At 40.3% G+C, this 23,111-nt stretch carries 20 protein-coding genes; 15 read left to right on the forward strand and 5 right to left on the reverse strand.

Annotation, left to right across the window (positions count from 1 at the left end; genetic code table 11):
• Nucleotides 1-18: 18 nt before the first annotated feature.
• The 3 genes from QT327_RS23030 to QT327_RS23040 all read right to left on the reverse strand — a co-directional run bounded on the left by QT327_RS23030 (nucleotide 19) and on the right by QT327_RS23040 (nucleotide 3,330).
• The gene (locus QT327_RS23030; protein WP_149105200.1) at nucleotides 19-1,002 is read right to left on the reverse strand and encodes a FecR family protein; all 984 of its coding nucleotides are present in this window, start codon (nucleotides 1,000-1,002) and stop codon (nucleotides 19-21) included.
• Nucleotides 1,003-1,063: 61 nt separating this feature from the next.
• Nucleotides 1,064-1,642: an RNA polymerase sigma factor gene (locus QT327_RS23035; protein WP_130854376.1), complete on the reverse strand. Its 579-nt coding sequence runs from the start codon at nucleotides 1,640-1,642 to the stop codon at nucleotides 1,064-1,066.
• Between the two features lie 242 nt (nucleotides 1,643-1,884).
• Nucleotides 1,885-3,330, reverse strand: a complete 1,446-nt coding sequence (locus tag QT327_RS23040) for a lipopolysaccharide biosynthesis protein (RefSeq protein WP_289554108.1) — start codon at nucleotides 3,328-3,330, stop codon at nucleotides 1,885-1,887.
• A gap of 313 nt (nucleotides 3,331-3,643) precedes the next feature.
• Between QT327_RS23040 and QT327_RS23045 the strand changes: the two genes are divergently transcribed.
• Both QT327_RS23045 and QT327_RS23050 read left to right on the forward strand, forming a co-directional pair.
• Nucleotides 3,644-3,814, forward strand: coding sequence for a hypothetical protein (locus QT327_RS23045; protein ID WP_165446889.1), 171 nt, complete (start codon nucleotides 3,644-3,646; stop codon nucleotides 3,812-3,814).
• A 249-nt stretch (nucleotides 3,815-4,063) separates the two neighbouring features.
• A complete protein-coding gene (locus QT327_RS23050) occupies nucleotides 4,064-6,508 on the forward strand; it encodes an SLBB domain-containing protein (protein WP_289554109.1) in 2,445 nt (814 codons plus the stop codon).
• A 124-nt stretch (nucleotides 6,509-6,632) separates the two neighbouring features.
• Here the strand turns inward: QT327_RS23050 and QT327_RS23055 are convergent, their stop codons facing one another.
• Nucleotides 6,633-7,910 (reverse strand): glycosyltransferase family 4 protein, encoded by a 1,278-nt coding sequence (locus tag QT327_RS23055; RefSeq protein ID WP_130854374.1) that lies wholly within the window; start codon nucleotides 7,908-7,910, stop codon nucleotides 6,633-6,635.
• A gap of 379 nt (nucleotides 7,911-8,289) precedes the next feature.
• Nucleotides 8,290-9,930, reverse strand: a complete 1,641-nt coding sequence (locus QT327_RS23060; protein ID WP_130854373.1) for a gliding motility protein RemB — start codon at nucleotides 9,928-9,930, stop codon at nucleotides 8,290-8,292.
• Between the two features lie 233 nt (nucleotides 9,931-10,163).
• Between QT327_RS23060 and QT327_RS23065 the strand changes: the two genes are divergently transcribed.
• The 13 genes from QT327_RS23065 to QT327_RS23125 all read left to right on the forward strand — a co-directional run bounded on the left by QT327_RS23065 (nucleotide 10,164) and on the right by QT327_RS23125 (nucleotide 22,991).
• Nucleotides 10,164-11,624, forward strand: coding sequence for a flippase (locus QT327_RS23065; protein WP_130854372.1), 1,461 nt, complete (start codon nucleotides 10,164-10,166; stop codon nucleotides 11,622-11,624).
• Between the two features lie 22 nt (nucleotides 11,625-11,646).
• Entirely contained in the window at nucleotides 11,647-12,849 is a 1,203-nt protein-coding gene (locus tag QT327_RS23070; protein WP_289554110.1) for a glycosyltransferase, read from the forward strand.
• Nucleotides 12,846-13,955, forward strand: coding sequence for an EpsG family protein (locus tag QT327_RS23075; RefSeq protein WP_289554111.1), 1,110 nt, complete (start codon nucleotides 12,846-12,848; stop codon nucleotides 13,953-13,955). The genes QT327_RS23070 and QT327_RS23075 overlap by 4 nt, the downstream gene beginning before the upstream one ends.
• Complete coding sequence (locus QT327_RS23080) at nucleotides 13,948-15,129, forward strand: glycosyltransferase family protein (RefSeq protein ID WP_289554112.1); 1,182 nt, start codon at nucleotides 13,948-13,950, stop codon at nucleotides 15,127-15,129. The genes QT327_RS23075 and QT327_RS23080 overlap by 8 nt, the downstream gene beginning before the upstream one ends.
• Entirely contained in the window at nucleotides 15,123-15,968 is an 846-nt protein-coding gene (locus QT327_RS23085) for a glycosyltransferase family 2 protein (protein WP_289554113.1), read from the forward strand. Before QT327_RS23080 ends, QT327_RS23085 begins: the two co-directional genes overlap by 7 nt.
• 1 nt (nucleotide 15,969) lies before the next feature.
• On the forward strand, nucleotides 15,970-16,560 hold the full coding sequence (locus tag QT327_RS23090) for a DapH/DapD/GlmU-related protein (protein ID WP_289554114.1): 591 nt from the start codon (nucleotides 15,970-15,972) through the stop codon (nucleotides 16,558-16,560).
• A 20-nt stretch (nucleotides 16,561-16,580) separates the two neighbouring features.
• Complete coding sequence (locus tag QT327_RS23095; protein WP_289554115.1) at nucleotides 16,581-17,396, forward strand: glycosyltransferase family 2 protein; 816 nt, start codon at nucleotides 16,581-16,583, stop codon at nucleotides 17,394-17,396.
• 78 nt (nucleotides 17,397-17,474) lie between these two features.
• Nucleotides 17,475-17,735 (forward strand): hypothetical protein, encoded by a 261-nt coding sequence (locus tag QT327_RS23100; protein ID WP_289554116.1) that lies wholly within the window; start codon nucleotides 17,475-17,477, stop codon nucleotides 17,733-17,735.
• Nucleotides 17,736-17,803: 68 nt separating this feature from the next.
• The gene (locus QT327_RS23105; RefSeq protein WP_289554117.1) at nucleotides 17,804-18,544 is read left to right on the forward strand and encodes a hypothetical protein; all 741 of its coding nucleotides are present in this window, start codon (nucleotides 17,804-17,806) and stop codon (nucleotides 18,542-18,544) included.
• A gap of 5 nt (nucleotides 18,545-18,549) precedes the next feature.
• On the forward strand, nucleotides 18,550-18,774 hold the full coding sequence (locus QT327_RS23110) for a hypothetical protein (RefSeq protein WP_289554118.1): 225 nt from the start codon (nucleotides 18,550-18,552) through the stop codon (nucleotides 18,772-18,774).
• 145 nt (nucleotides 18,775-18,919) lie between these two features.
• The gene (locus QT327_RS23115) at nucleotides 18,920-19,459 is read left to right on the forward strand and encodes a glycosyltransferase family 2 protein (protein ID WP_354004795.1); all 540 of its coding nucleotides are present in this window, start codon (nucleotides 18,920-18,922) and stop codon (nucleotides 19,457-19,459) included.
• A gap of 109 nt (nucleotides 19,460-19,568) precedes the next feature.
• Complete coding sequence (locus QT327_RS23120; RefSeq protein WP_289554119.1) at nucleotides 19,569-21,266, forward strand: capsule assembly Wzi family protein; 1,698 nt, start codon at nucleotides 19,569-19,571, stop codon at nucleotides 21,264-21,266.
• A gap of 42 nt (nucleotides 21,267-21,308) precedes the next feature.
• Nucleotides 21,309-22,991 carry a capsule assembly Wzi family protein gene (locus tag QT327_RS23125; RefSeq protein WP_149105213.1) on the forward strand — a complete coding sequence of 561 codons (1,683 nt, stop codon included), beginning with the start codon at nucleotides 21,309-21,311 and terminating at the stop codon, nucleotides 22,989-22,991.
• The last annotated feature ends 120 nt before the right edge of the window (nucleotides 22,992-23,111 follow it).

Genomic DNA, 23,111 nt, shown 5'->3' on the forward strand with positions numbered 1-23,111 from the left:
TGATTGGGTTAAATTGTTTTATTTAATGAGTAATCTATGGTGTGTAGTGTCGTTCTCCAATGTTAGCTTGTTCATTAATACGATGTTTGTTAACTCTTTTTCCAGCGATCTACTTTTGATGACATATCCCGTAAAGAATTTCTTACGAACGGCATCCTTATTAAAATTGATTGGGGTATCAAATTCTTTGCTAAGCACGGTGAACACAAAGCTTAATGGTTGTTTATCAAATAGTAGGCTATCTCCTTTGCGTGTTACCGTTGATGTTGTATTGATAAGTGGTTTATTCGTTTTTTTAAGTTCTTTACGGCGGAAGTTCGTTACACTGGAACCTGTAGGTGTCAAGGTGTATTGTTGACCTGGTATAAGAATCGTTCTTTTCTGATGGTTTTTATTGCGAACGCTTATTTTGCCTGTTAGTAACCGAACTGATACCTGATCTTGCTTTGGAAAAGCACTTATTTCGAATCGGGTACCCAACACCGTAGTTTCTACGTCTTTTGCCAATACTTTAAAAGGATGTTCCGGATCATTTGCTACATTAAACACGGCCATTCCGGTAAGGGTAATGGTACGATTAGACGTGAAATCAATAGGGAATTCGATTTTACTGTTTGGTTCCAGCTGAATATCGCTGCCGTCTTCCAAGGTAAAAAATAAGGTTTTATCACTTATGTTCTCTTTCACTTCACTATTGCCTATCGTAGCAATCTCCTTATTTTGGATTAGGACTTTCTTTTGGTCTCGCTGCCTTTCATAAAGCAGGTGAATGGCCCCCAGTGAAAGCAGGACGATGGCTGCTTTATAAATCCATGGACTTAGGCGATAAACACGGTGTTTTTTATCGTAACTATACTCCTGTAATGTCTGTTCCCACTCTGTTTCGGGTAATAACAGCTCAAAAGCCTCGGGATGAGTTTTTAGATAATTTGCTATACGTTCCGCTTCTTCAGCGTTGCATTTATTTTCGAGAAAGCGTTTGAATAAGTCTTTATCTAGCATACCGTATCATTCTATTGAAGCAATACGGTTTAGAAGGGAAGAAACCCCTGCTCATTGGAAATTAAAATTGAGAAATTATCAAAAGAATAGGGAAAACAATGCTAGAGCGCAATTTTTTAAGCGCTTTTGTCATATGATCTTCAACTGTTTTGACCGAGATGTTCATTTGAGCGGCAATCTCTTTGTTCGAATAACCTTCTACTTTACTTAAATAAAAAACTTTTTTTCTGATAGGAGGCAAGTTGTCCAAATGTTTTATCAGGTCCTCATAGGCCAAATTGGAAAGCGGTGGAAGTTCTGGGTCGATTCGATGGCTTAAGTCGTGCGATAAGGACAATTTTACCGCACGCTCATGCGCTTTTTCACGTAAAAAATCAATTAAACAAGTTCGCGTTATTCTAAATAGTTGTGTAGTTATAGGAAGTTCCGGTGAGAGATGGCTGCAATATCGCCAGAATTTGATAAAGGTAAGTTGCATTATCTCTTTGGCGTTCTCCTCTGATTGTGTCTTCTTAACGAGGTATGAATAAACCGGATGTCTAAAGTGCGTATAAATATCTTGAAAGGTTCGTGTACATCCTTCTTTTAAGCGTTTTATTCGGTTGATTTCATCGATATGTATAGTCTTTGGTTGAGTCATTGCGGAAAAACAATGTAAAACTAGCGTTTTTTGTTTTTAAATGATCTTTTTTTGTTTTTTTGTCTTTTTTTCGGACTACCGTATCGTTATCTGTAGTTGTTGTTGGGTTTTGTCTTTGTATTTTTTGGGATTCTCGTCTTTTATCCTGGTTTCTTTCTTAGAGGAGAGGGTATAATTCGTATTGATTTCCGCACTTCATTGCATTGCGGTAAAAGTGGTGAAAGAGCTAAGCCGCCAACGACTTATTTTCGTTTCGATTTTTTTAATTTAGCTAAGGCATAGCCTAACTCATCCATCTCTTTTATTTTAAGGAGATAGGCTATTCCGAAGAAACCGATGATCGCAGTCAGTACCCCTAGAATCAACTGCATAAATGGGCGGTTCACCAGCAGCATGCTTCCGTAGCTGCAGCATGCCATGCCTATTGTCGCAATAATAACCTTATAGCAGTCCTTCAACTGTTTCAAAGGGCCATAACCGAACAAAATGCCGGAAGGATAGGCATTAATAAAATAGCTTAGGGTATTTACTATAAAACTTCCAATCACCACAGCTTTTGTACCGAGCGGTAAGGTGATGAACATGGCAGCGATGATAATCGGTAGTTTAGATAAATCCGTCTTTAAAAAAAGATCCGAACGTCCCACGGCATTCAGTAGGTTCAGGTTCAGCGAACTAATGGGGGTAAACATGCGCGCCAGACATAACCACTGCAATAAAGGCGCTGCAGGTAACCATCTTTCTGTCAGGAAAAGCAAAATAAAAGGCTTCGATATCACGGCGAAGAGTGTCATGCTCGGAAAAATAATAAAAGCCGTCATGGCTACCGTTCTGCTGTAGATGCTAATAAGCTTCTTCCGATCTTGCTGAATAGCAGAAAAAAGAGGAAAAGTAACATTCGTGATAATAAGGTTGATTGTTCCCGAAGAAAGCTCGGCCAATGAGTTGGCCCGTGCATAAAAACCTAAGGCCTTGGAGTGATACCATTTACCGATCACGATGGTGTATACGTTCGTCAAAACCGTAGAATACAGGCCCGCAGCGAGAATTTTGGAACCATAACCGAACATTTCGCGAAAAGCTTGCCATGAGAAAGCCCAACTTGGACGCCACTTGGCTTGCAACCACATGAACATAGAGGTGGCTAAGGTGAGCGATAGGTTTTGTCCTACCAGCGCCCAGACGCCGAAATCATCATATGCCATATATAAACCCGCCGCGCCGCTTATAATGACGGCCATCACGTTGATTTTTGCCTGTGTTTTAAAATCGATATCAATAAGCAGCTTGGCGCGCTGTACTACGATAAAAGACGCAATAATGAATTGCAAGCCCATAACTCTTGTTAAGGCTATCAGCACCGGCTGATGGTAAAACCGGGCAATAAAAGGTGCGGAGAAATAAAGAATAACATAGATCAACAGACTAACTACGATGTTAAAATAAAAAACCGTGCTAAAATCCAGCTGTGAACAATCCTTTCGTTGTACAAGGGCTTTGCTAAAACCACCTTCTATAAAAAGCGTTGATAAGGCTAAAAATATGCTTAGCATACCTACCAGACCGTAAGCTTCCGGACTGACCACCCGCGCGATCAGTATGCTGATGATAAAGCTTACTCCCCTTACCAGCATATTTTCCAAAGAATTCCAGGCGAAACCTTTAAATGCTTTTGTTTTAAGCGACATGTGTAATGGATAACAGCCAAAGCTCCCTCAAAAGATTCGTTATTGCAAGAGGTGGTTTGTTATTGTGTATTTTTTATACATTTCAGGACATTAAATAATGTTTAAAAAAAAATGAACTTACTGTTGCAAATATCGAAGCAAACAATTAGGTTTGTTTATACCTAACAAGATGTGATATAAACCATTAGAGGGGCTAGCAAGCACAAATCGTTTTTTACGTGTTGTGAGGAACTGGATGCACGGGTTGTGTTCCAGGTGTTTATGGAGTAGCTAACAGATTATTAAACTTTTTTCAAATCAACAAACCAAACACATGATGTCTTTTATTGTTTTTACGGTAGTCCTTTTTATAGCGCTTTGGGGTTGGATCGCTTATGAATACCAACATGCAGCGACTATTTCGTTGGAGGAAGAAATAGAATTGGATGAACAATTGCGAAGATCGTCTTACACGGAAGTGTATGATACGGAATCGAAAGTATGAGTGTGCTTAAAAATAAAACACGCCAAAACTCCTGCCGAATACGACAGGAGTTTTTTATTTATTCGTATGGTGGTTTAAAATTATGACATATATAAATAAAACTGTTTATTTGCATAGGTTTTATTGAACGATTTTTTCTGTAGGCGTTCATTGAAGAGTACTACCTTTATGTATAAACGAATAATCTTATATTGCTTCTTTTCTTTTTGCTTTTTTTTGTTGATTCCTAGTTATGGTTATGCGCAAAACTTGAGCGCTACTGACCTAAGCATGATCAAGGTGGATGACCTTACTGATGATCAGCTTCGCGCGTATTTGCAGCAAGCCAATGCTTCTGGTATGACACAGGAGGAATTGATGCAAATGGCTGTTTCTTCTGGGATGCCAAGCGAGGAAATTGAGAAATTAACACAACGCTTACAGACAATCCAAGAACAGGATCAAGCACTACAGGCCCCTGCCACAAATACTTCTACTGGCGATAAGCGTAAAGTAGGAAGGCAGGTACAAGGAGCGACTAACGAAGCTGATACCCTATTGAAGCTTCATCAAGATAATCTAAAATCACCAAGAGAAGAACTGAGAATTTTCGGAGCAGACATTTTTCAGGGATCGAATACCAAATTCGAACCGAATTTACGGATGGCGACACCTAAAAATTATGTAATCGGGGCAGATGATGAATTGTTGTTGGAGCTATATGGCAATTCGGAGGCAAGTTATTCATTAACAGTTAGCCCTGAAGGAGCTATCAACATTCCTTATGTGGGAGTAGTGCCTATTGCTGGAATAACTATTGAACAGGCTATTATTCGCATTAAGGACAAAATGAGAGCAATTTATAGTGGGTTACGAAATGGCAGCACTCGATTAAACGTGAGTGTAGGTAATATTCGCAGTATTCGTGTTATTGTAACTGGAGAAGTTGTAAAACCAGGAACCTATACTTTACCTTCTGTAGCCACAGCCTTTAACGCACTGTATGCGGCAGGCGGCCCCAATGATAAGGGTACCATGCGACAAATTAAAATCATTCGCAACGACAGAGAAGAATCAATAATTGATGTTTATGACTTTTTGCTAAATGGAAGTCTTCGCAATAATATTGTCCTACAAGATCAGGATATTATCCAGGTTGCGCCTTATCTTAGTCGCGTCGAAATAAGAGGGCGGGTGAAACGACCCGCTATTTTCGAATTAAAGGAAGGCGAAACATTTAATCAGTTACTGACGTATGCCGGAGGTTTTGATGAAGAAGCTTATAGGACGCGTATTACTGTCTTTAAAAATACCGCAACTGAACGTAGGGTAGAGGATGTTCTGGCATCTCAGTTCGGGGTCTATTTGCCTCAGAGTGGTGATAAATATCGTGTAGGCAAGATATTGGATCGGTATACGAACAGAGTGCGTATATCAGGTGCCGTCTTTCGTCCTGGCGTTTACGAATTGAGTCAGGGCTTAACCTTAAGTATGCTTATTAAGAAAGCTGATGGAGTAAAAGAAGATGCGTTTATGAATCGCGGTTACATAACGCGGCTCAAAGAAAATCTTGAAAAAGAGCAAGTGGCGTTCTCTGTTGCTGACATTTTAGCGGGGACCCAAAACGATATACCTTTAAAACGAGAGGACGAGGTGGTAATATCATCCATTTTTGATCTAAAAACTGCCTATAAGATTCAAATCGATGGTGAGGTACGCAATGCCGGAACTTACGACTTTGCTGAAGGGATGACTTTAAAAGAGCTCATTGTCCAGGCAGGAGGATTTACGGAAGCCGCCTCGGCCAAGCGAATCGAAATTGCCAGACGCATTAAAGAAAGCAATGTAATGTCACAATCGGCTCATACCTCCGAAATTTATCATGTTAATATTGAACGAGATCTCTCAGGAGCAGAAGATTTTGTATTACAGCCATTCGACGTTATCAATGTTCGACTAGCTAAAGGATATCAAAGACAACGGTCCGTGCGTATTGAGGGCGAAGTACTTTATCCCGGTCAATATATACTTACCCGTAAAGACGAGCGTGTATCTGATTTGATTAAGAGAGCGGGAGGATTTACGGCTTATGCTTACACTGATGGAGCTTCTCTAAAACGCAAAAGTATCTTGGAAGACGAGCTGGATTCAACGGGAAATCAGTTTGAACGTAAATCAAAATTGGAGCAGGAACGTTTTCAAGAACGAGTTGAGCGTTTAAATGCATTGCAAAAGAGCACAATTAATCCGAACGAATTGGGAGCCGTACAACGGTCTGCGGTCAATAACAGCTATGTTGGCATCAATATGGATGAGATTCTTCGGCATCCCGAAGGAAGTAATGATCTAATTCTTGAAGAAGGTGACGTTTTGCATATTCCTAAACAATTGCAAACCGTTAGAGTAAGCGGTGAGGTGCTTTCACCCGTAACAGTGATATATTCATCAAATAAAGGGTTTAAGGAATATATCTCTCAGGCAGGGGGATTTTCGGAGCGTGCATTAAAGAAGAGAGCATACGTTGTTTATGCTAATGGTTCAGCCCGCAGTACGTCTAAGTTTCTCTTTTTTAATAATTATCCAAAGATTAAGCCAGGAGCAGAAATTTTTGTTCCTCAGCGAGAAGCAAGGGGTCGAATAAGTGCCGCTCAATGGATAGGCCTCGGGGGTAGTCTAGCTACTACGGTTGGCGTTATTGTTGCGCTATTCCGTTAAAATAAAGAAGCAGGAGGCGCAATACTTTGACGTAAAAATCAATCACATCATCCTAGTGAATATATATAGTCGCAAAATTTTGAGAAGTTTATTCGGATACGAGATATAATGGCGCTTTGAAGAGCTAATTTTTACTTCTTTCCAGATTATCCAACACTTCCTGAGTAAAACGTTTTGCGGCTTCCGATTCACGGTGGCCATTTAAGTATTCCTTTGCTGCAAGCATGCGTACTTCCGCTAAACTTGAATCTATAGCCGTATTGTTTACCTTTTCTAAGTTAGATGCCAAATTTTTATTTGCTTTAGACGCAATGGATCGTGCTCTTTGAATAACATGGATTCTGTTTACGTTTCTCACCTCGTAAATCCATAGCATCATGTTGAAAAATATGGTGGCCAATACGATTAACATCATTAATTCAGCAGTTTGCATTTGATTTTGAATAGAGAGTGCTAAAGAAACAATGAGTACATTCGTGGTCACAATAATGCCGGAAGCCTGTAAATGTGTTAAACCCAAATCTAATAATCGATGATGTAAATGGTTTCGATCGGCCATAAAAGGAGATTTTCCTCGTAATATCCGAAGGGTAAAGACACGGAAGGTATCAAAAATAGGCATAATCAATAAAGCTATGGCCACCGCAGGGGCGGCGTGCACCCAGGGATAAGGATTTGTTATAGCATCAAATTTATAGATTTCTACAAACCGAATGCTTAAGATCGCTATAATGAAGCCAATGGAATAAGCTCCGGCATCGCCCATAAATATTTGGGCACGTTTTCTCATATTGTATTTTAAGAAACCCAAAACCGCACCTGCCATACTAAAGCTAAGAATACTTAAACCCTTTTCGTCTACAAAATAGAACAGTGCTCCATAAACTAAACTAACAAAAACAGAGATCGATCCCAACAAGCCGTTGATTCCATCAATCAAGTTGAAGGCGTTAATAATAAATACCACAACGAAACTTGTAAAGGTATAACTCAAAATAGGACCAATCTCATGAATCCCCATTACGCCATAGAAATTAGTAAAACGGATATCGGCAAAATAAACTACGATAAAGGCGGTAATAAACTGGGCAATAAATTTTTTATAGGGATCCAATGCAATTAGATCGTCCTTAAGGCCAATGGTAAAGATGATGATGCCTGAGGCAAAAATGAAGTTCGCTTTTGGCAACATGTTGTCATTAATAAAAAGACAACTAACCAAAGCAAAAGCACTAAATACCGCTACACCACCCAAATTAGGTACTGAATGTTTATGTATCTTCCTAGACTCAAGCGAGGGGTCATCCACCAGCCTTTTCGAATAAGCGATCTTAATAATCGCAGGAATCGCAACTAAGGCAGTTAGGAATGCAAGTATAAAAGGAAGTAATGATGTTAGCATACGAATCGTTTTAGTTAAACATTCAATACCAAAGGTAAGTGAATTTATATATTTCACCAAAGACGGTGATCAATCAATGGATTTTTTTGTTAAATAAATTACTTAATATGCAATATGCTTTTGCGAACGGTCAACCCGCTAGGCAAAGCTATCCCAACTCACAACCTATCTACGTCGATTCTCTTATTTGCTCTATACCCAAATTCGCCTTGGTATTAAAATCATCTGTCAAAAATATTTGTAAATAAAAGGTTTTCTAATAACGGCCTTTTAGGATATTTTGCTACAACAATGCTGCCAAATTAAACTGATTAATTTATTTTTCCTGCAATTTCAACAAAAAAAAAGATCATTCGGTTTGGCCAATTAGCAGATCGCGCTAAAAATCCTGATACCAGTTCCTAAATGAAGCTCTTAAGCCAATATTCAAAACAGCCGTTTTGTTCGTCCAGCTGTCATTTTTTTCCTGTCTAAAGACGCCACCAACTTCGAAGCGTAAATTATATTTAGGATTAATTAAATAGGCTGCCCGAAGATCTAAATAAGTAAGATCTGTTGTCAGCCCTTGGCCGATGCGGTTACCATACAACTGAACGTAATTTTCATATGATTTAAAAATATTTCCCCCGTAGTTTATACTATTACTCGGATCCAAACCATATCTGGCAAAATTTCCATGAAAAGAAAAATCAAATTTCTGAAAGGAGTAATGAAGGCGTCCCACAAACTCCCTGAAATTAGCGCCTAATATATGGGCTAATGGCTGGTTGTAATTCGTATAAGCTGTTATCGGCGTAAAGTGCTGATAGGTGTAAGGTCTTGCACTATTGTACTCGCCCAAAAAGTTCAAGTTCTTAATGCCAAATGCGTCAAAGCCTCGGAAGCCCAATTGGAGAGCATTTTTGTTATTGATGTAACCGCTGCCACTGAATAGCTCTTTGGTATAGAGCTCACCCAGCAATAGTTGCCCGTAAACCGACATATTGTCTAGCACTTTATATTTCGCGGTAGCGCCGATATGTACTTTATCCGGCGAATTGGTATTTGCTGTTTCTATAGGGCGCAAGAAGATGATCGGATTCAGGTAGTTGACATCGAAACCACGCCTGCCTCCGGCATTCTTTGGTGCCCATAAAATGGATTGAAATAAGCCAATCGAAAGTCGGTTATTTACATTCCAGCTTAGGTATTGGAAAGCACCCCATTTCCCGAGGTCACCCATATTCTCTCGATTGTAGATATCAGTCACCGTACTGCTATCTCTTGAGGCAAAGGGGTCAAGCATATAAGTCCACATACTCATATACTTAACATTTCCTAACGTGCCGGTTAATTTCAAAAACGTATACGGAGAGGAAACGTCTGACAGTAGCATGGAGCGATAGCCATCCCCAATAAAATTTTTATCATACCCTAAGGTAATATTTAAATACTTGATCGGTGTATAAGATACATTGGCTGTTACATAGGCCCAATCTTGGCTACGGCCGGTTCTTTGGTCATAAAGCTTGCCAAACTGCCCGGGAATCACTTTATTTCTTTCTATATAATCGGTTACATAATCAGGAAACAAAGCCTGATTCTCATAAAAACTAGTATAGAATGAAAAATTATTACCGATGGTGACACCTGCTTGAAATCCACGTGTGTTAGTCCATGGATTTCGTTTTTCATTAAATGACCGAGCAATCTGAAAATCTGGAAGAAAGTCGGCATAAAAGGTATAATCCGCTTTTTTTATATCAATCAAGTGCTCATTAAACAGCTTCCGTCCAAGCCAGGTATGTCGATCGCGAACGCCTAAAGCCATGATCGAGTCATAGGCTGGCTGTAAGACTGAATCCAGCACAAGTGGCCTGATACTCGTATGCAACCGGGTATCTTTACTATAAAGTGTCCGATCAAGTTTTTGATAGAGTTGATGAGAAAACGGTATGTATTGAGCCTGCGCATGTACAAAAGACGAAAAGATGTGCAGGGAAATGAAGGCGATTAAAAAAACAAATACGTATTTTCTCATATTAGAATAATAAGTGCTCCTAGCAAGATGCATGCCGAGATGCCAAAGGTAGTTTTTTTAAGACATTTATCTAAAGCCCTTTTGTCAAAGCTTATTCAACAAAAGGCTATATTTCCATTTATTTACTTTACCCCTTACCCTTCAAGGCATACGTTATATAGTTGTCTGCTGTCTAGCAATTGCTAAACTATTTTGTTGTATATAAAAGCAATTTATCTAAGTTTGTCCTTACCATGGGCACCATTAAAAAGAATGCATTTTATAATATTCTTTTATCTATCAGTCAGATTTTATTTCCCCTGATCACTTTTCCCTATATTTCGAGGGTCTTAGGACCTGTCGGTATTGGAAACGTAAGTTTTGTAGACAGTGTTACACAATATTTTATTTTAGCAGCAGCTTTAGGCATTCCCATATACGGTGTAAGAGAAATTGCTAAAAGTAAAGGCAACCCGGAAAAGCGATCAAAAGTCTTTAGCGAACTACTGATTATCCATCTATCAACCACCGCACTTGCTGTTTCGCTGTATGTGGGCATCTTTTTCACCTCGTCACATTTTGAAGTGTATCGCCCCTTATTTTACCTCGGCGCAGGTGCATTGTTTTTTCAGAGCTTGGCGATTGAGTGGCTATTTCAAGGCTTGGAGGAGTTTCCTTATATTACGAAAAGAACCTTGGTGGTACGTGCCTTCTCCATATTGGCTATCTTTTTATTGGTAAATAAACCGGGTGATGAAGTATGGTACTATGGGATATCCTGTATATCTGTATTGATTAATGTGCTTTTTAATATTACTTATGCAAAACGCTTTATTCACCTTCGTCGAAGTCGAAATATCTTTAAAAAGCACGGAAAGGCTTTGTTATATATTTTTTCACTAGGTTTGGTGACCAGTGTTTATACCGTGTTGGATACCGCTTTGCTGGGTTTTTTGTCAACACCTGCGCAGGTTGGTTATTATGCAACATCTGCTCGTCTTATTAAATTGGTCGTTATGATTTTCGTTGCATTTTCCACCGTCTTGATTCCCCCGCTTTCCAAGGCATTCCACGAAGCAAATGAACAAAGCGCGAACTTATTACTGGAAAAATCATTTGGATACACCATATTGTTGAGTGTACCGGCCAGCATTGGTTTATACATAGTGGCTCCTATGGTCATCGAGTTGTATGCTGGTTCGCAATTCACAGAAGCGGTTAGGTCGCTGCAAATCTTGGCCCCTTCTATCCTGTTTATCAGCTTAAGTAACGTCTTCGGCATGCAGATCCTAAATCCAACTAATAATGAACGGCTGTTTTTCAAAGCCGCTATCACAGGAATGCTTATCAGTTTGCTCATCAACTTTAGCCTCATTCCTTTTTTAGGCCAGGTAGGTGCAGCCCTTTCGTCTGTCATTACCGAGTTTTCCGTTTTAGCCTTACTGATTTTTTATGCCTTGAGGAAAGTAAATTTTCGGCCCGCATGGAAATTGCTCTGGCAAGCATTATTAGCATCGCTACCTGTTGTTGTAGTTTGTCGGTTAATTGTGGTTAATATCTCCTCAGTCCCGTTGCAATTGGTCCTAATTATATCTGCCACCATATTGATTTATGCAGGTATTCAATGCTTTGCCTTTCATAATCCTCACTTATCAGCACTCTTGGAAATGCTTCAGGCAAAACTAGGTAAAGCAAAGAATTCATTAAAACGTTAATAATTGTATTTTTGGGCACGCAATGGCAGCAAAACTATTATATATAGCTCTACGTATCGATATTACGGGCGATGGTGCATCTATGTATGCGATGAACAATGTATTAGCCTTTGCTTCGCAAGTACCCACGGATGTCCTTACCCTTCAGGGGCCTCGCACCGCTTACGGCCAAGAGTTGCTTAGTAAGCTGCCGTGCAGTATCGAGGAGGTGCAGGTAGAGCCTATTCATCCTACCCGCGAACGGATTAGACTCTTACAACGAGGGCACAATATTTTTCGTGAATCTCCGGCATTGCGTCGCGCTGTTATTAAAAAATTGCAGCAAAATGATTATGCGATCGTTATATTAGAACTTTACTCGGCTTATCTTCTTCCGGCTATCCGCCGGCTCCGTCCAACAATTAACATTGTGCTCAATCAACATAATTATGAATATGAGAATCATCTCGAGTATATACAATTCCGTATCGCCCATCCGCTCAAAAGAAAGCTATATCGTTTGGCCAATTTCCGCTATCGGGCAGTAGAGCACCGTGTAGTACGGGAAGCCGATGGGCTTATTGCAATTTCCGAATATGATCAGCAATTATTTAATAAGATTCGAAATAATGATCAGCAGAGTTATCTATTATCCCCCGCGCTACCGCTGAAGCCTGTAAAAGATCACTATAAACAACAGTGTAGCCATCTCCTTTTTATCGGTATGATGGATTGGTACCCCAATATCCAAGGTGTTTTGCACTTTGTAAAAGACGTATTCCACCCGTTAATCGAGCAAGACCCAAGCTATCATTTTTATATCGTCGGGAAAAATCCCGTAATAGAGATCCAACAGCTGCAATCGGCCAATATTCATATAACGGGAGCTGTTGAAGATATAGACGTTTATATTAAGCAATGCGATCTGATGGTAGTACCGGTTTCGTTAGGAGGTGGCGTTAAGATTAAAGTGATGGAGGCCATTCAAAAGGGGATACCTCTACTTGTACATCAATCAAGTGCACAGGGGTACAAGGGTGTGGCCGACTATTTTGTTGTAAACGATATGGCCGAATTTAAACGAAGAATCATTGCCTATCCACAGGAAATCGCGAACCATATCAGTGCACTTGCGGCGGCACGGAGCGCACTTAACGATCAAATGAGAAACAATAAGGTGACAGCTGCCCGTGTTTTAGCGGATTTTGTTCCTGTTAAACAAACCATCAACACCACCAGGCTTTGATTTACATTATCCTATATATGGTTCTCGGTACCTTTGCACTTTTAGATCTTATTAAAAATGCAGAGAAAATCAAGCATATCCTGTTCTGGTTTTTCGTGTTGGTTCTTATTTTTATCAGTTCGATACGTTGGAATGTCGGTACCGACTGGTATTCATATACCGATTATTTCAGTAAAGTAGAAAGCTATGTTGAAAAGCCTGAAACCAATATGATGGAGAGAGGCTTTACCTATTTAAACTATATAGTAAAAGTATTTACGGATAATTACTCCATACTGCTAACACTCATTGCGATCTTAACAATTGGTTTAAAGGCGCGGTTCATTTATAAGCATGAAAACATCATGCTGCTGAGTCTTTTTTTGTATTTCTGTTATTATATGGCCGATATCTTCGCTGTAAGGCAATATCTAGCCATTTCCATTACGCTTTGGTCTATTCCTTCCATTATCAAGCGGCGTTTCATCCCGTTTGTCTTCATCATTACCATCGCTTCCCTCATACATGTCACCGCGGTATTTTTTATTTTTGCCTATTGGATTTATCCAATGCGTTTTTCGCCGCAATTAATTTATATTTCGTTATCAGTATCGCTTATTTTAGGTTTTGTAGATATTGGCGGTCTACTGGCGCGTCTAGCCATGCACTTGGCCGGGGTCGATTCCCGAGTAGGTGAGAAATTATTGTTTTACAACGAAGAGACACTTGATATGTCTGGCAATCTCTATGTAGCCTTTGCCATTGGTGTCGCCAAACGAGCCATTTTTTTACCCCTATTTATCGCTTTTCAACCGCATGTTGCGCAAATAGATCGGGCAAAATACACCGGATATCTTAACCTGCTTGTATTTGGTAATATAATTTACTTTCTGTTTATGGTAAGCTTACCCGTTATGGCACGCTTATCGACCGGCTTTTTATTATTCGAAATTTTTGTATTAGCCTATTTGGTCTTTTATTTAAAAGATAAAGGTTTACGTTTGGTTGCTTTTTTAGTGTTATTGTTGTTTGGAGCCTTCCGACTCTATAACTTGATTTCTGTGTACTATGATTTGTACGTACCTTTTGAAACGATTTTTGCACCAACAGATATTATTCGTGAGTAAGCAATTGTTCTATATCGAGCCTTTTATGCGGGGTAATCAACATGCGCCTTTCAATGCGGCCATGCTTCAGGTACTTCAATGCGTCTATCCAGAGGCTGCTGTTACACTATGGTGCTCTCCGGATCATTTGCTAGCGTTAAAAGAACAGAGCCCATTGAGTGCTCAAGTTACCCATAAACCCTTAAACGTGCCGGCCCTATCGGCAGCTAATAAAATTCGATGGATTTATAAGCATGCAGCAGAGTGTTGGGTTTTAACTAAACTTTTAATACAGGCGCACAGAGATGCTGTAAATTTGGTTTATTTTGCTTTTTTATCGCCACCAGCTCAATGGTTATTGAGCTGCTACCGCGTCTTTTTCTTTAAAAAATGCAATATTTTTGTACAACTACATGGATTGGAATTGCTAAAAAGTTCAGCGCAAAATAAAGCTGTTGACCGTTTATACGCATGGCTGCTTCGAAATGCTTTTCGCAGGAAGCGGAGCGGTTTATATTATATCGTATTGGAGAGACGGGCGCAAAGCTATCTTCAAGAAAAGCAGTTGATACCTCCTGCACATTTACTTTATATACCGCATCCTTATCTTTTTCCACCGCCGTTAGCTAGACAAAAATCAGCAAATGTAGTCACCTTTGTTCACTTAGGTGTCGCGCGTTTATCCAAAGGGTCTCAACACTTTTTTGAGCTGGCTAAACAGTTTAAAGAAGAAATAGCGCAGCGTAAGCTTATTTTTCAAGTAGTCGGGCACCTTTTGCCCGAAATGGCTCCCTATGTTAATTCTTACGTTGTTTATCCCAAGAAAGGCGAAATGTTGCCACTTGCCGTATACCAAGAGGCGTTAGCCTCTGCTGATTATGCCCTGTTTTGTTATGGGACGGATAGTTACGAATTAACCGGCAGCGGTGCACTTATGGACGCCATTGCCGCTCGTAAACCCATTTTAGGATTACGCAATCCATCCTTTTCCGAAATCTTTGCCATTGTTGCGCAACCTCCCGGAGTGTTATTTGATACCTTAGAAGAGATGGAACAATACATTCGCTCCATTATACATTTAAAGACACCATCCCAAACAGACAGGGAAGTAGCATTTAAAATGCTACAGGAACATTTCGGCGTGGCAAATGTGGCAGAAGAGCTAAGAATACAACTAAAACGAGTTCTATGTTAACAAATCAGGGAGAAACGCATCTAAATGCGACAGCAACAATGCCATTGGTTAGCGTGGTTATTCCGATGTATCAGGCAGAACAGAGTATTCAAAAAACGCTAACGTCCGTTGTCAATCAGCAGTACCGACCGCTGGAGGTAATCATAGTGAACGATGGAAGCCGTGACCGATCAGTAGATGAAGTTCAGCGTTTTATCGCAGCACAAAATACAGATCATATTACCTTTAAGTTGATTAACCAAGCGAACCGTGGTGTTTCTTGTGCACGAAACGTAGGTATGCGTCAAGCAAAGGGCCTCTTCATCGCGTTATTAGATGCCGATGATGAATGGTTGCCGACTAAATTAGAAAGACAAATAGGTATTCTGCGTGCCAACCCGGCGATCGACTTTTTAGGTACCAATCGGAATGGCGAGTATTGGAAAAGATGGTTGTTTAAAAAGTTTCAACATCTAACACCTATTTCAGCACATTTACTATTATACAAAACCTTTTTCGTTACCCCTACCGTGATTTTTAAGCGTGAGGTACTGGACAAAACCGGTTACTTTGACGAACAACAGCGCTATGCAGAAGAAGGGAATTTTTGGATTCGTGTATGTAACGAGCATCATTGTGTTTTATTAAACGAAAGTTTAGTGATTACCGGAGATGGGAAACCCAATTTTGGTTTTTCCGGTTTATCCTCCAATTTAAAGGAAATGGAAAAGGGTGAGCTCAAGAACATGCGATTAGGTTATCAGCTCGGTGTTGTCGGCTTTTTAGAATATGTATTTTTGGTATTTTATTCCTTAATCAAGTATATTCGTCGATTGGCCATTGTCAAGTTAAGAAGATAATATGCTGAAAAAATATGGTTTTGGAGGCAGTATCAAGCTGCTAATACATTTGATTCGTACAAAGCTATTTTATCCGGAAGCTCGTATCATACGGTTTCCGTTTGAGATTCGTAACGCTCGTCACATCCATCTTGGTGAAGGTCTTACCACAGGCGTTGGGTGCAGGTTAGAGGCTTTACCTATTCAAAAAATAGATACCTGTATTCAGTTTGGTAAACGGGTTCAATTAAATGATTATGTTCATATCGGTGCCGTGGAGCAGGTTTCAATTGGGGACGAGGTGCTCATTGCCAGTAAAGTATTTATTACTGATCATAATCACGGCTCGTTCGATAATCAATGCGATAGCCGCGAAATGATGGCTGCGCCGATCGACCGGCCCTTACGGTCCAGACCTGTGCATATAGGTAATCGTTGTTGGCTAGGCGAAAATGTGGTTATTTTGCCGGGGGTAACTTTAGGCGAGGGTTGCGTTGTTGGAGCAGGCTCGGTGGTCACAAAATCCTTTCCTTCCTATTCGCTGCTGATGGGCAACCCGGCTCGATTATATAAAAAATTCAATTTAGAATCCGGTCGGTGGGAGCTGGCCTAAAGTGCATCTGATAATACAACATGACAATTACGGCATCCATCGTTCTCTATCATAATGATCCTTTAGAGGTTCAAGAAGCTGTGCGGAGCTGCCTTTCCTCCCCCTTGATCAATAAGGTATATCTAGTGGATAATTCAACGGAGGATAATTTTCGAAGCTTAGCTAATAACGAACGGATCGAGTATATCTCCAACGCCGAAAACATCGGTTTCGGCGCAGCACATAATTTGGCCATACAACGTTGTGTGGCGTCGGACTATCATATAATTGTAAATCCGGATATCGCTTTTCATGAAAGTGTGATAGAACACTTGACGGCATTTATGGATCAACATCCGGATATAGGCCTCGTGATGCCAAAAGTTCTATACAAGAATGGACAATTGCAGCGACTGTGTAAGTTATTGCCTACACCCTTTAACTTATTTGGTCGTCGTTTCGCACCAAACCGACGCTGGGCAAGGCAGTTGAACGAACAATACGAATTATCATTTTTTCAGTACGATCAAATCGCCGATATACCATGTCTATCCGGCTGCTTTATGTTTGTTCGTAATAACGTGTTGCAAACCTTAGGCGGTTTTGATACTCGTTTCTTTCTCTACCTGGAAGATGTAGATCTGGTACGGCGTATTGGGCATATTGCTCGTACCGTCTTTTATCCCCATGTATCCATCAGCCATGGCTATCAAAAAGAATCGTATCATAATAGCAAGGTTCTTCGCATGCATATGAAGTCGGCTATTCAATATTTCAACAAATGGGGCTGGCTATTTGATCGAGAACGGAAGCAGATCAATCAAGACACCTTGAAGAAATTAACAGGAAAAAAGTAAAAAGCGTTATCTTCGCAGGGAATAATTGACTAGTCGATGATTACTAATAGTATAATATATCATCATAGAAAATAGCGAATGAACCAAACAAACCAAGATAATCAGCTAACCTTGCATGAGCTGGTACATAAAGGCAAAGAGGTAGCTGCCTATGTAAAGAATAAATGGCTTCTATTAGTTGGTGCTTTAATAATCGGAAGCGTCATCGGCATTTGCTATGCTCTTTTTAAAAAAACCAATATAAAGCATCCCTCAGTTTCGTCCTGGCCGAGCAAGGAGGAGGAGGCGGTGGCCTCAGCGCTTACGCTGGCATCGCATCACAATTTGGGATTGATTTAGGAGGTGTTGGGGAAAGTAGCAGTCTATTTCAAGGCGATAATATTTTAGAATTTATTCGTTCTCAACGAATGATCACCCAGACGCTATTAAGCAAAGTCGACTTAGAAGGAGAACAAGTAGTTTTGGCCAATCGATACGCTATGGCAAGTGGCTTTCGTGCTGACTGGGACGAAGAATCCCAGCTAAAAGATTTCTCTTTTGCTGCTACGGCTTTGCCGTCAGGAAATTCACTTCAAGATAGCTTAATCCAAGTATTGTACAGGCATATCGTTAAGAAAAGCTTGACGGTGGTAAAGCCCGATAAAAAATTGAATATTATTCAAGTGAGCACCAAAAGCACAGATGAGCTTTTTGCGAAAACATTTACTGAACAGCTCATTCATCGGGTCATGAACTTTTATGTAGAAACTAAAACAAAAAAAGAACAGGATAACCTTAATATTCTCACGCATCAAGTAGATTCTGTGCGGAAAGCACTATATGCGGCTATTGGAGGGGTAGCAGCTGCTACAGATGCCAATCCTAATCCAAACAGAGCTTTACAGCAATTAGGTGTTTCCTCCCAACGACGGCGGGTAGATGTGCAAGCGAATTCAGCGATTTTAGAAGAGCTAGTTAAAAACCAGGAGCTCGCCAAAATTAGTTTGCGAAAAGAGATGCCCATATTACAAATTATTGATCGGCCTATTTTACCCCTTGAGAGCGATGTCATGGGGCCTATAAAAGGAGCCCTTATCGGCGCTTTTCTTCTGGTATTTTTAACGGCTAGTGCGCTTATTGCGCGCGTTTTGCTAAAATCAATCCATTAAAAGCTATGGAGATTGCGCTTGTAACTGTCTTGTATAAGAGTGATGCCGTATTAACAGGTTTTTTTAAGACGCTTTCGCTGCAAAGTTTTAAGCAATATCATCTCTATTTAATCGACAATTCTCCCAGTGCTACAAGTGACCAATTATTGCAAACATTACTGGCTGCTTATCCCGTTCCTGCTTATACCCATATAAAAAAATCCCGCCAATTACGGGGCTGCCAAAGGTAATAACCAGGGTATCGAACTTGCTTTACAAAAGCATTATAGCCATATACTCCTATTAAACAATGATATTGAGCTTGTATCACCTAACTTACTGCAGCATTTGGTTCAAAAAGCAAGGGCTGATCAAGAGTCGATTATAATCCCCAAAATGCTCTTTTATGACAGCCGGAAAATCTGCATGGCAGGGGCCCATTTAAATACTGCTACGGCCGTAACGGTGCATATCGGTGCCGGCGAAGAAGACCGAGGGCAATATGATCAAGCTCATTATGTAAACTATGGGCCTACAACTTTTATGTTATTGGCAAGAGAAGTCTTGGAAAAAGTGGGGCCAATGGACGAACGTTATTTTGCTTATTACGAAGATACCGATCTAATATTTAGAGCGACACAATTAGGTTATAAAATCTATTATATGCCTAGTTTAGTGATTTTACATAAAGAGAGCTCGCTGACGGGTGGGCAGCGTTCACCTTTTTTTGTCTACTATATAAACAGAAATCGTATTTTTTTCATCCGTAAACACATGGAGGGACTACGTAAACTAAAAGCAATAATGAAAGCCGGTATTGACTTTTTGCGCTTATTTAAACATTATCAAAATAAACAACGGAAAATGTTGTGGAAAGCAATTTGGGATGGATTTTTGCTGCCACTAACCGAAGTAAAAGGCCAGCACTTTAGTTAACAGGCTGTAGCGGATCTGCTTATTTCCTTCGTTAGAAAGATAAAAAAGAATTAGCATAATTTTTGCTGCAAGAGAGAGCAGCTTCACAAGCATAACAAAAATGCACTAAATGAGAACATTTCTATACAACATAACCTTCTCGCTTCTTTTTTTAAGTAGTTTTTATCAACAAGCACAAGCACAAGGACTTCCATTGGGCACTCCAGCATTAGACGATTATTATCGACGTTTGCAATTGCTGGGGCAAGTAGATTCAACCATCTCGTTCAACATACGCCCTCTAAGCGCTGGTGCTTTAGGTGTACGAGATATTTATTGGCCTGATAGCTTAAATGGGAGTTCTCATAGCATTGTTTGGAAAAAAGAAGGACAAGGAATCGTTGAGATCCTACCGATTATCTGGCAAAATCAATATACCAGTGGATTTCCGACAGGTTATAACGATGGCCCCATGATTCCCAATGTGGGCTATCAAACTCTTTTTAGTACCGGGTTTTATGCACAGTATAAGTTTTTAAGCATTCAATTCAGGCCAGAGATAGTATATGCGCAAAATAAATCTTACCCTATTTTTACGGGCGGTAGCGAAAATGCGATGCGCGTTTGGTATGATTTCTACAATAATATCGATATGCCTACCCGTTTTGGTGACGGTAGCTATTTCCGTTTTCTTCCTGGGCAGAGTAGCATCAGGGCTACTTTTGATCCCGTATCGGTTGGTTTCAGTACAGAAAATCTATGGTGGGGCCCCGGGATTCATAATTCGCTCTTGATGAGTAATACAGCTCCCGGTTTTCCACATATTACCGTTAATAGTAGTAAACCCATACGGAGCAATATCGGTTCTTTCGAAGGACAGGTGATTGCCGGCGGCCTCACTGCTTCCGGTTTTGCGCCAAGGCAAGCCGATCAGCCGACGGATTTTGATTATTTGTACGAGCCAAAACCTGGCAGTTGGCGATATATAGGTGGTGCTATTTTCTCCTATCAGCCTAAGTGGGTGCCGGGCTTATCCCTGGGCGTGTCGCAGAGCTTTGTTGTGTACCGCGACTCAATGGGAAGTGGTCTCAATGACTATTTGCCTTTTTTGGGGCCATCCTCAAAAAACAGCACAGCGAATGGGCCAACGAGCCGAGAAGAAAGACGTAACCGCGACCGCTATTCTTCCTTTTTCGTTCGTTGGGCCTTAACGAAAGGTAAAGCCGAGTTTTATGCCGAATACGGGCGCAATGAACCCGCTTGGAATGGCCGCGATAAGATGGTAGAGATGGATCATTCAAGAGCCTATGTACTAGGCTTCCGAAAATTAGTGCCTATGAAAGGAGGAATAGAGCACCTTCAAGTTGGTTTTGAATTTACGCAGTTAGATAAAACCAGAACTTATAAAGTGCGCGAATACGAGACCTGGTATAGTAATTCCATGGTGCGCCATGGTTATACCCATTTAGGTCAAATTTTAGGTGCAGGTATTGGCCCCGGCAGCAATGTACAGTCATTAACGATTAGTTGGTTAAAGGGGTTAAAGCAGTTGGGAATATTGTTAGAACGGCAAGAGCAGCAAACTGACCTATTTTATGGCTTACTTTCCTATAGTGGTGATTATCGTCGTAATTGGGTAAATCTATCGGCCACCTTAAATGGCGAATGGGATTATAAGAATTTTCTTTTTATTGCGCGGATGAAATTCATGAACGGATTGAATTTCAATTACGATATTAAGTTAAAACCCGGTGGAACTTTTTGGGATTTTATTCCACAAGATAAGTTCAATTTCCAGGGGCAGCTGGGCATGATGTACCGATTTTAGCCAATGGTCAGCAATATTTTTTTGAAGCAGTAAAGAATGCACATGAAGAAACAAAATATACTTTTAGTCTTTTTTTTAATAGCGACTTTGAGTTTAAAAGCGCAGGTACTTCCGGTTGGAACACCGGTATTAGAAGATTATTACCGTCGCCTGCAATTATTAGGCAAGCTCGACTCTACCATTTCTTTCAACGTAAGGCCTTTAAGTAATGAAGCCTTAAAGCAATCGAATATCTATGATCCTGAGGGGTCACAGGAGCATAGCAATAGCATTTATCGATCACGGAATGGAAAGGGGATGGTGCAGCTAATGCCCCTAGTGTGGCAAAACCAGATTAACAGCAATTTTCCTTACGGCTGGAATGATGCGGGGATGATTCCCGCAGCAGGTTATCAAACCATGGCCTCCGCCGGGGTGTATGCGCAATATAAATTTTTGAGCATTCAGTTTAGACCGGAGTTTGTTTTCGCACAGAATAGTGATTTCGAAGGTTTTGAAGGGGCGGACGAAAATGCTTGGGTGAAATGGTATAGGTATATGAACCATATAGATGCCCCCGAGCGTTTTGGTACCAACTCGTATACACGATTTTTTCCTGGGCAAAGCAGTATTCGACTCAACTTTCATCCCATCTCTATCGGCATCTCCACAGAGAGCTTATGGTGGGGGCCAGGAATGAAAAATAGCTTATTGATGAGTAATAATGCTCCCGGTTTTCTACACGCTACCCTTAATACCACCCGTCCCATCCATACACCAATAGGGTCCTTTGAAGGGCAGTTGGTAGGTGGAAAACTCGAAGATTCTGGATTTACGCCTACACCATTAGGAAATCCGAATCATCATGATGAATTGTATAGACCGAAACCTAATGACTGGCGCTATTTTTCCGGTTTAACCTTGTCATATCAACCTAAATGGCTTCCCGGACTTAGTTTGGGCTTTAATACGGTATTCACTGTTAACCATAAAGATATGGGAAATAAACTAGGCGATTATTTACCCTTTTTTCCTTCCAATTCGACGAGCGAGATTTTTGATCCGGAAGATATTAATAATGTAGCCGATCAAGCCGCACAAGATGTCAATGCGTCCATCTTTTTCAGATGGCTGATACCAGAAGCTCAGTTCGAAATTTACGGCGAATATGCGCGTAACGATCGATCTTATGACCTAAGGGATTTGGCTGTCCAATTGAATCACTCCAGATCCTATATGTTCGGCTTAAGGAAGCTGTTTCCTGTAAGGATTATAGATGAAAAAGACCTGTTTGAAGTAGCTTTCGAAATAACGCAATTAGAACCGTCAAAAAATGTTGAATTGCGTTTAACAAGTCCGATGTACGGGCATACTATAGTAAGGAGTGGTTATACGAACTTAGGTCAAATATTAGGAGCCGGAATTGGTTATGGTAATAATTTGCAAACTTTAAATGTAAGTTGGTTGAGAGGAATACGCCAAATTGGCTTCCAATTCGAACGGTTGGTTCATCACAATGCATTATTTTACGATCTCATCGCCGATCGAAGACGCAACTGGGTCGATTTTAATTTTGGATTTTATGGAAATTATGATTATAAAAAATTTATTTTTACAGGCCGATTGATATTCACAAAAGCTTATAATTATCAATATAGAATAGGTGAAAGCCGGAATTTATGGAGTTTTCAGAATAAAGATAGTGGTAATATTCAGCTACAACTAGGGGCAATGTATCGTTTTTGAAAAAAAGGTTTGCAACAAAAATACGTTGTCGCGCAGCTTATATTAAAAACGTTTTGTTAAGAATGTAGAAATCGTGCACGTATGATAAATACTCATTAAGCAAGTAATATTTGCTTTTGT

The organism is Olivibacter sp. 47, from assembly GCF_030372825.1.
Classification (GTDB): domain Bacteria; phylum Bacteroidota; class Bacteroidia; order Sphingobacteriales; family Sphingobacteriaceae; genus Olivibacter; species Olivibacter oleidegradans.

Bases quoted from the DNA above. Each gene is read 5' to 3' on its own strand.
- QT327_RS23030 (WP_149105200.1), bottom strand. From the start codon at position 1,002: ATGCTAGATAAAGACTTATTCAAACGCTTTCTCGAAAATAAATGCAAC.
- QT327_RS23035 (WP_130854376.1), bottom strand. From the start codon at position 1,642: ATGACTCAACCAAAGACTATACATATCGATGAAATCAACCGAATAAAA.
- QT327_RS23040 (WP_289554108.1), bottom strand. From the start codon at position 3,330: ATGTCGCTTAAAACAAAAGCATTTAAAGGTTTCGCCTGGAATTCTTTG.
- QT327_RS23045 (WP_165446889.1), top strand. From the start codon at position 3,644: ATGATGTCTTTTATTGTTTTTACGGTAGTCCTTTTTATAGCGCTTTGG.
- QT327_RS23055 (WP_130854374.1), bottom strand. From the start codon at position 7,910: ATGCTAACATCATTACTTCCTTTTATACTTGCATTCCTAACTGCCTTA.
- QT327_RS23060 (WP_130854373.1), bottom strand. From the start codon at position 9,930: ATGAGAAAATACGTATTTGTTTTTTTAATCGCCTTCATTTCCCTGCAC.
- QT327_RS23065 (WP_130854372.1), top strand. From the start codon at position 10,164: ATGGGCACCATTAAAAAGAATGCATTTTATAATATTCTTTTATCTATC.
- QT327_RS23070 (WP_289554110.1), top strand. From the start codon at position 11,647: ATGGCAGCAAAACTATTATATATAGCTCTACGTATCGATATTACGGGC.
- QT327_RS23085 (WP_289554113.1), top strand. From the start codon at position 15,123: ATGTTAACAAATCAGGGAGAAACGCATCTAAATGCGACAGCAACAATG.
- QT327_RS23090 (WP_289554114.1), top strand. From the start codon at position 15,970: ATGCTGAAAAAATATGGTTTTGGAGGCAGTATCAAGCTGCTAATACAT.
- QT327_RS23095 (WP_289554115.1), top strand. From the start codon at position 16,581: ATGACAATTACGGCATCCATCGTTCTCTATCATAATGATCCTTTAGAG.
- QT327_RS23100 (WP_289554116.1), top strand. From the start codon at position 17,475: ATGAACCAAACAAACCAAGATAATCAGCTAACCTTGCATGAGCTGGTA.
- QT327_RS23105 (WP_289554117.1), top strand. From the start codon at position 17,804: ATGATCACCCAGACGCTATTAAGCAAAGTCGACTTAGAAGGAGAACAA.
- QT327_RS23110 (WP_289554118.1), top strand. From the start codon at position 18,550: ATGGAGATTGCGCTTGTAACTGTCTTGTATAAGAGTGATGCCGTATTA.
- QT327_RS23115 (WP_354004795.1), top strand. From the start codon at position 18,920: ATGCTCTTTTATGACAGCCGGAAAATCTGCATGGCAGGGGCCCATTTA.
- QT327_RS23120 (WP_289554119.1), top strand. From the start codon at position 19,569: ATGAGAACATTTCTATACAACATAACCTTCTCGCTTCTTTTTTTAAGT.
- QT327_RS23125 (WP_149105213.1), top strand. From the start codon at position 21,309: ATGAAGAAACAAAATATACTTTTAGTCTTTTTTTTAATAGCGACTTTG.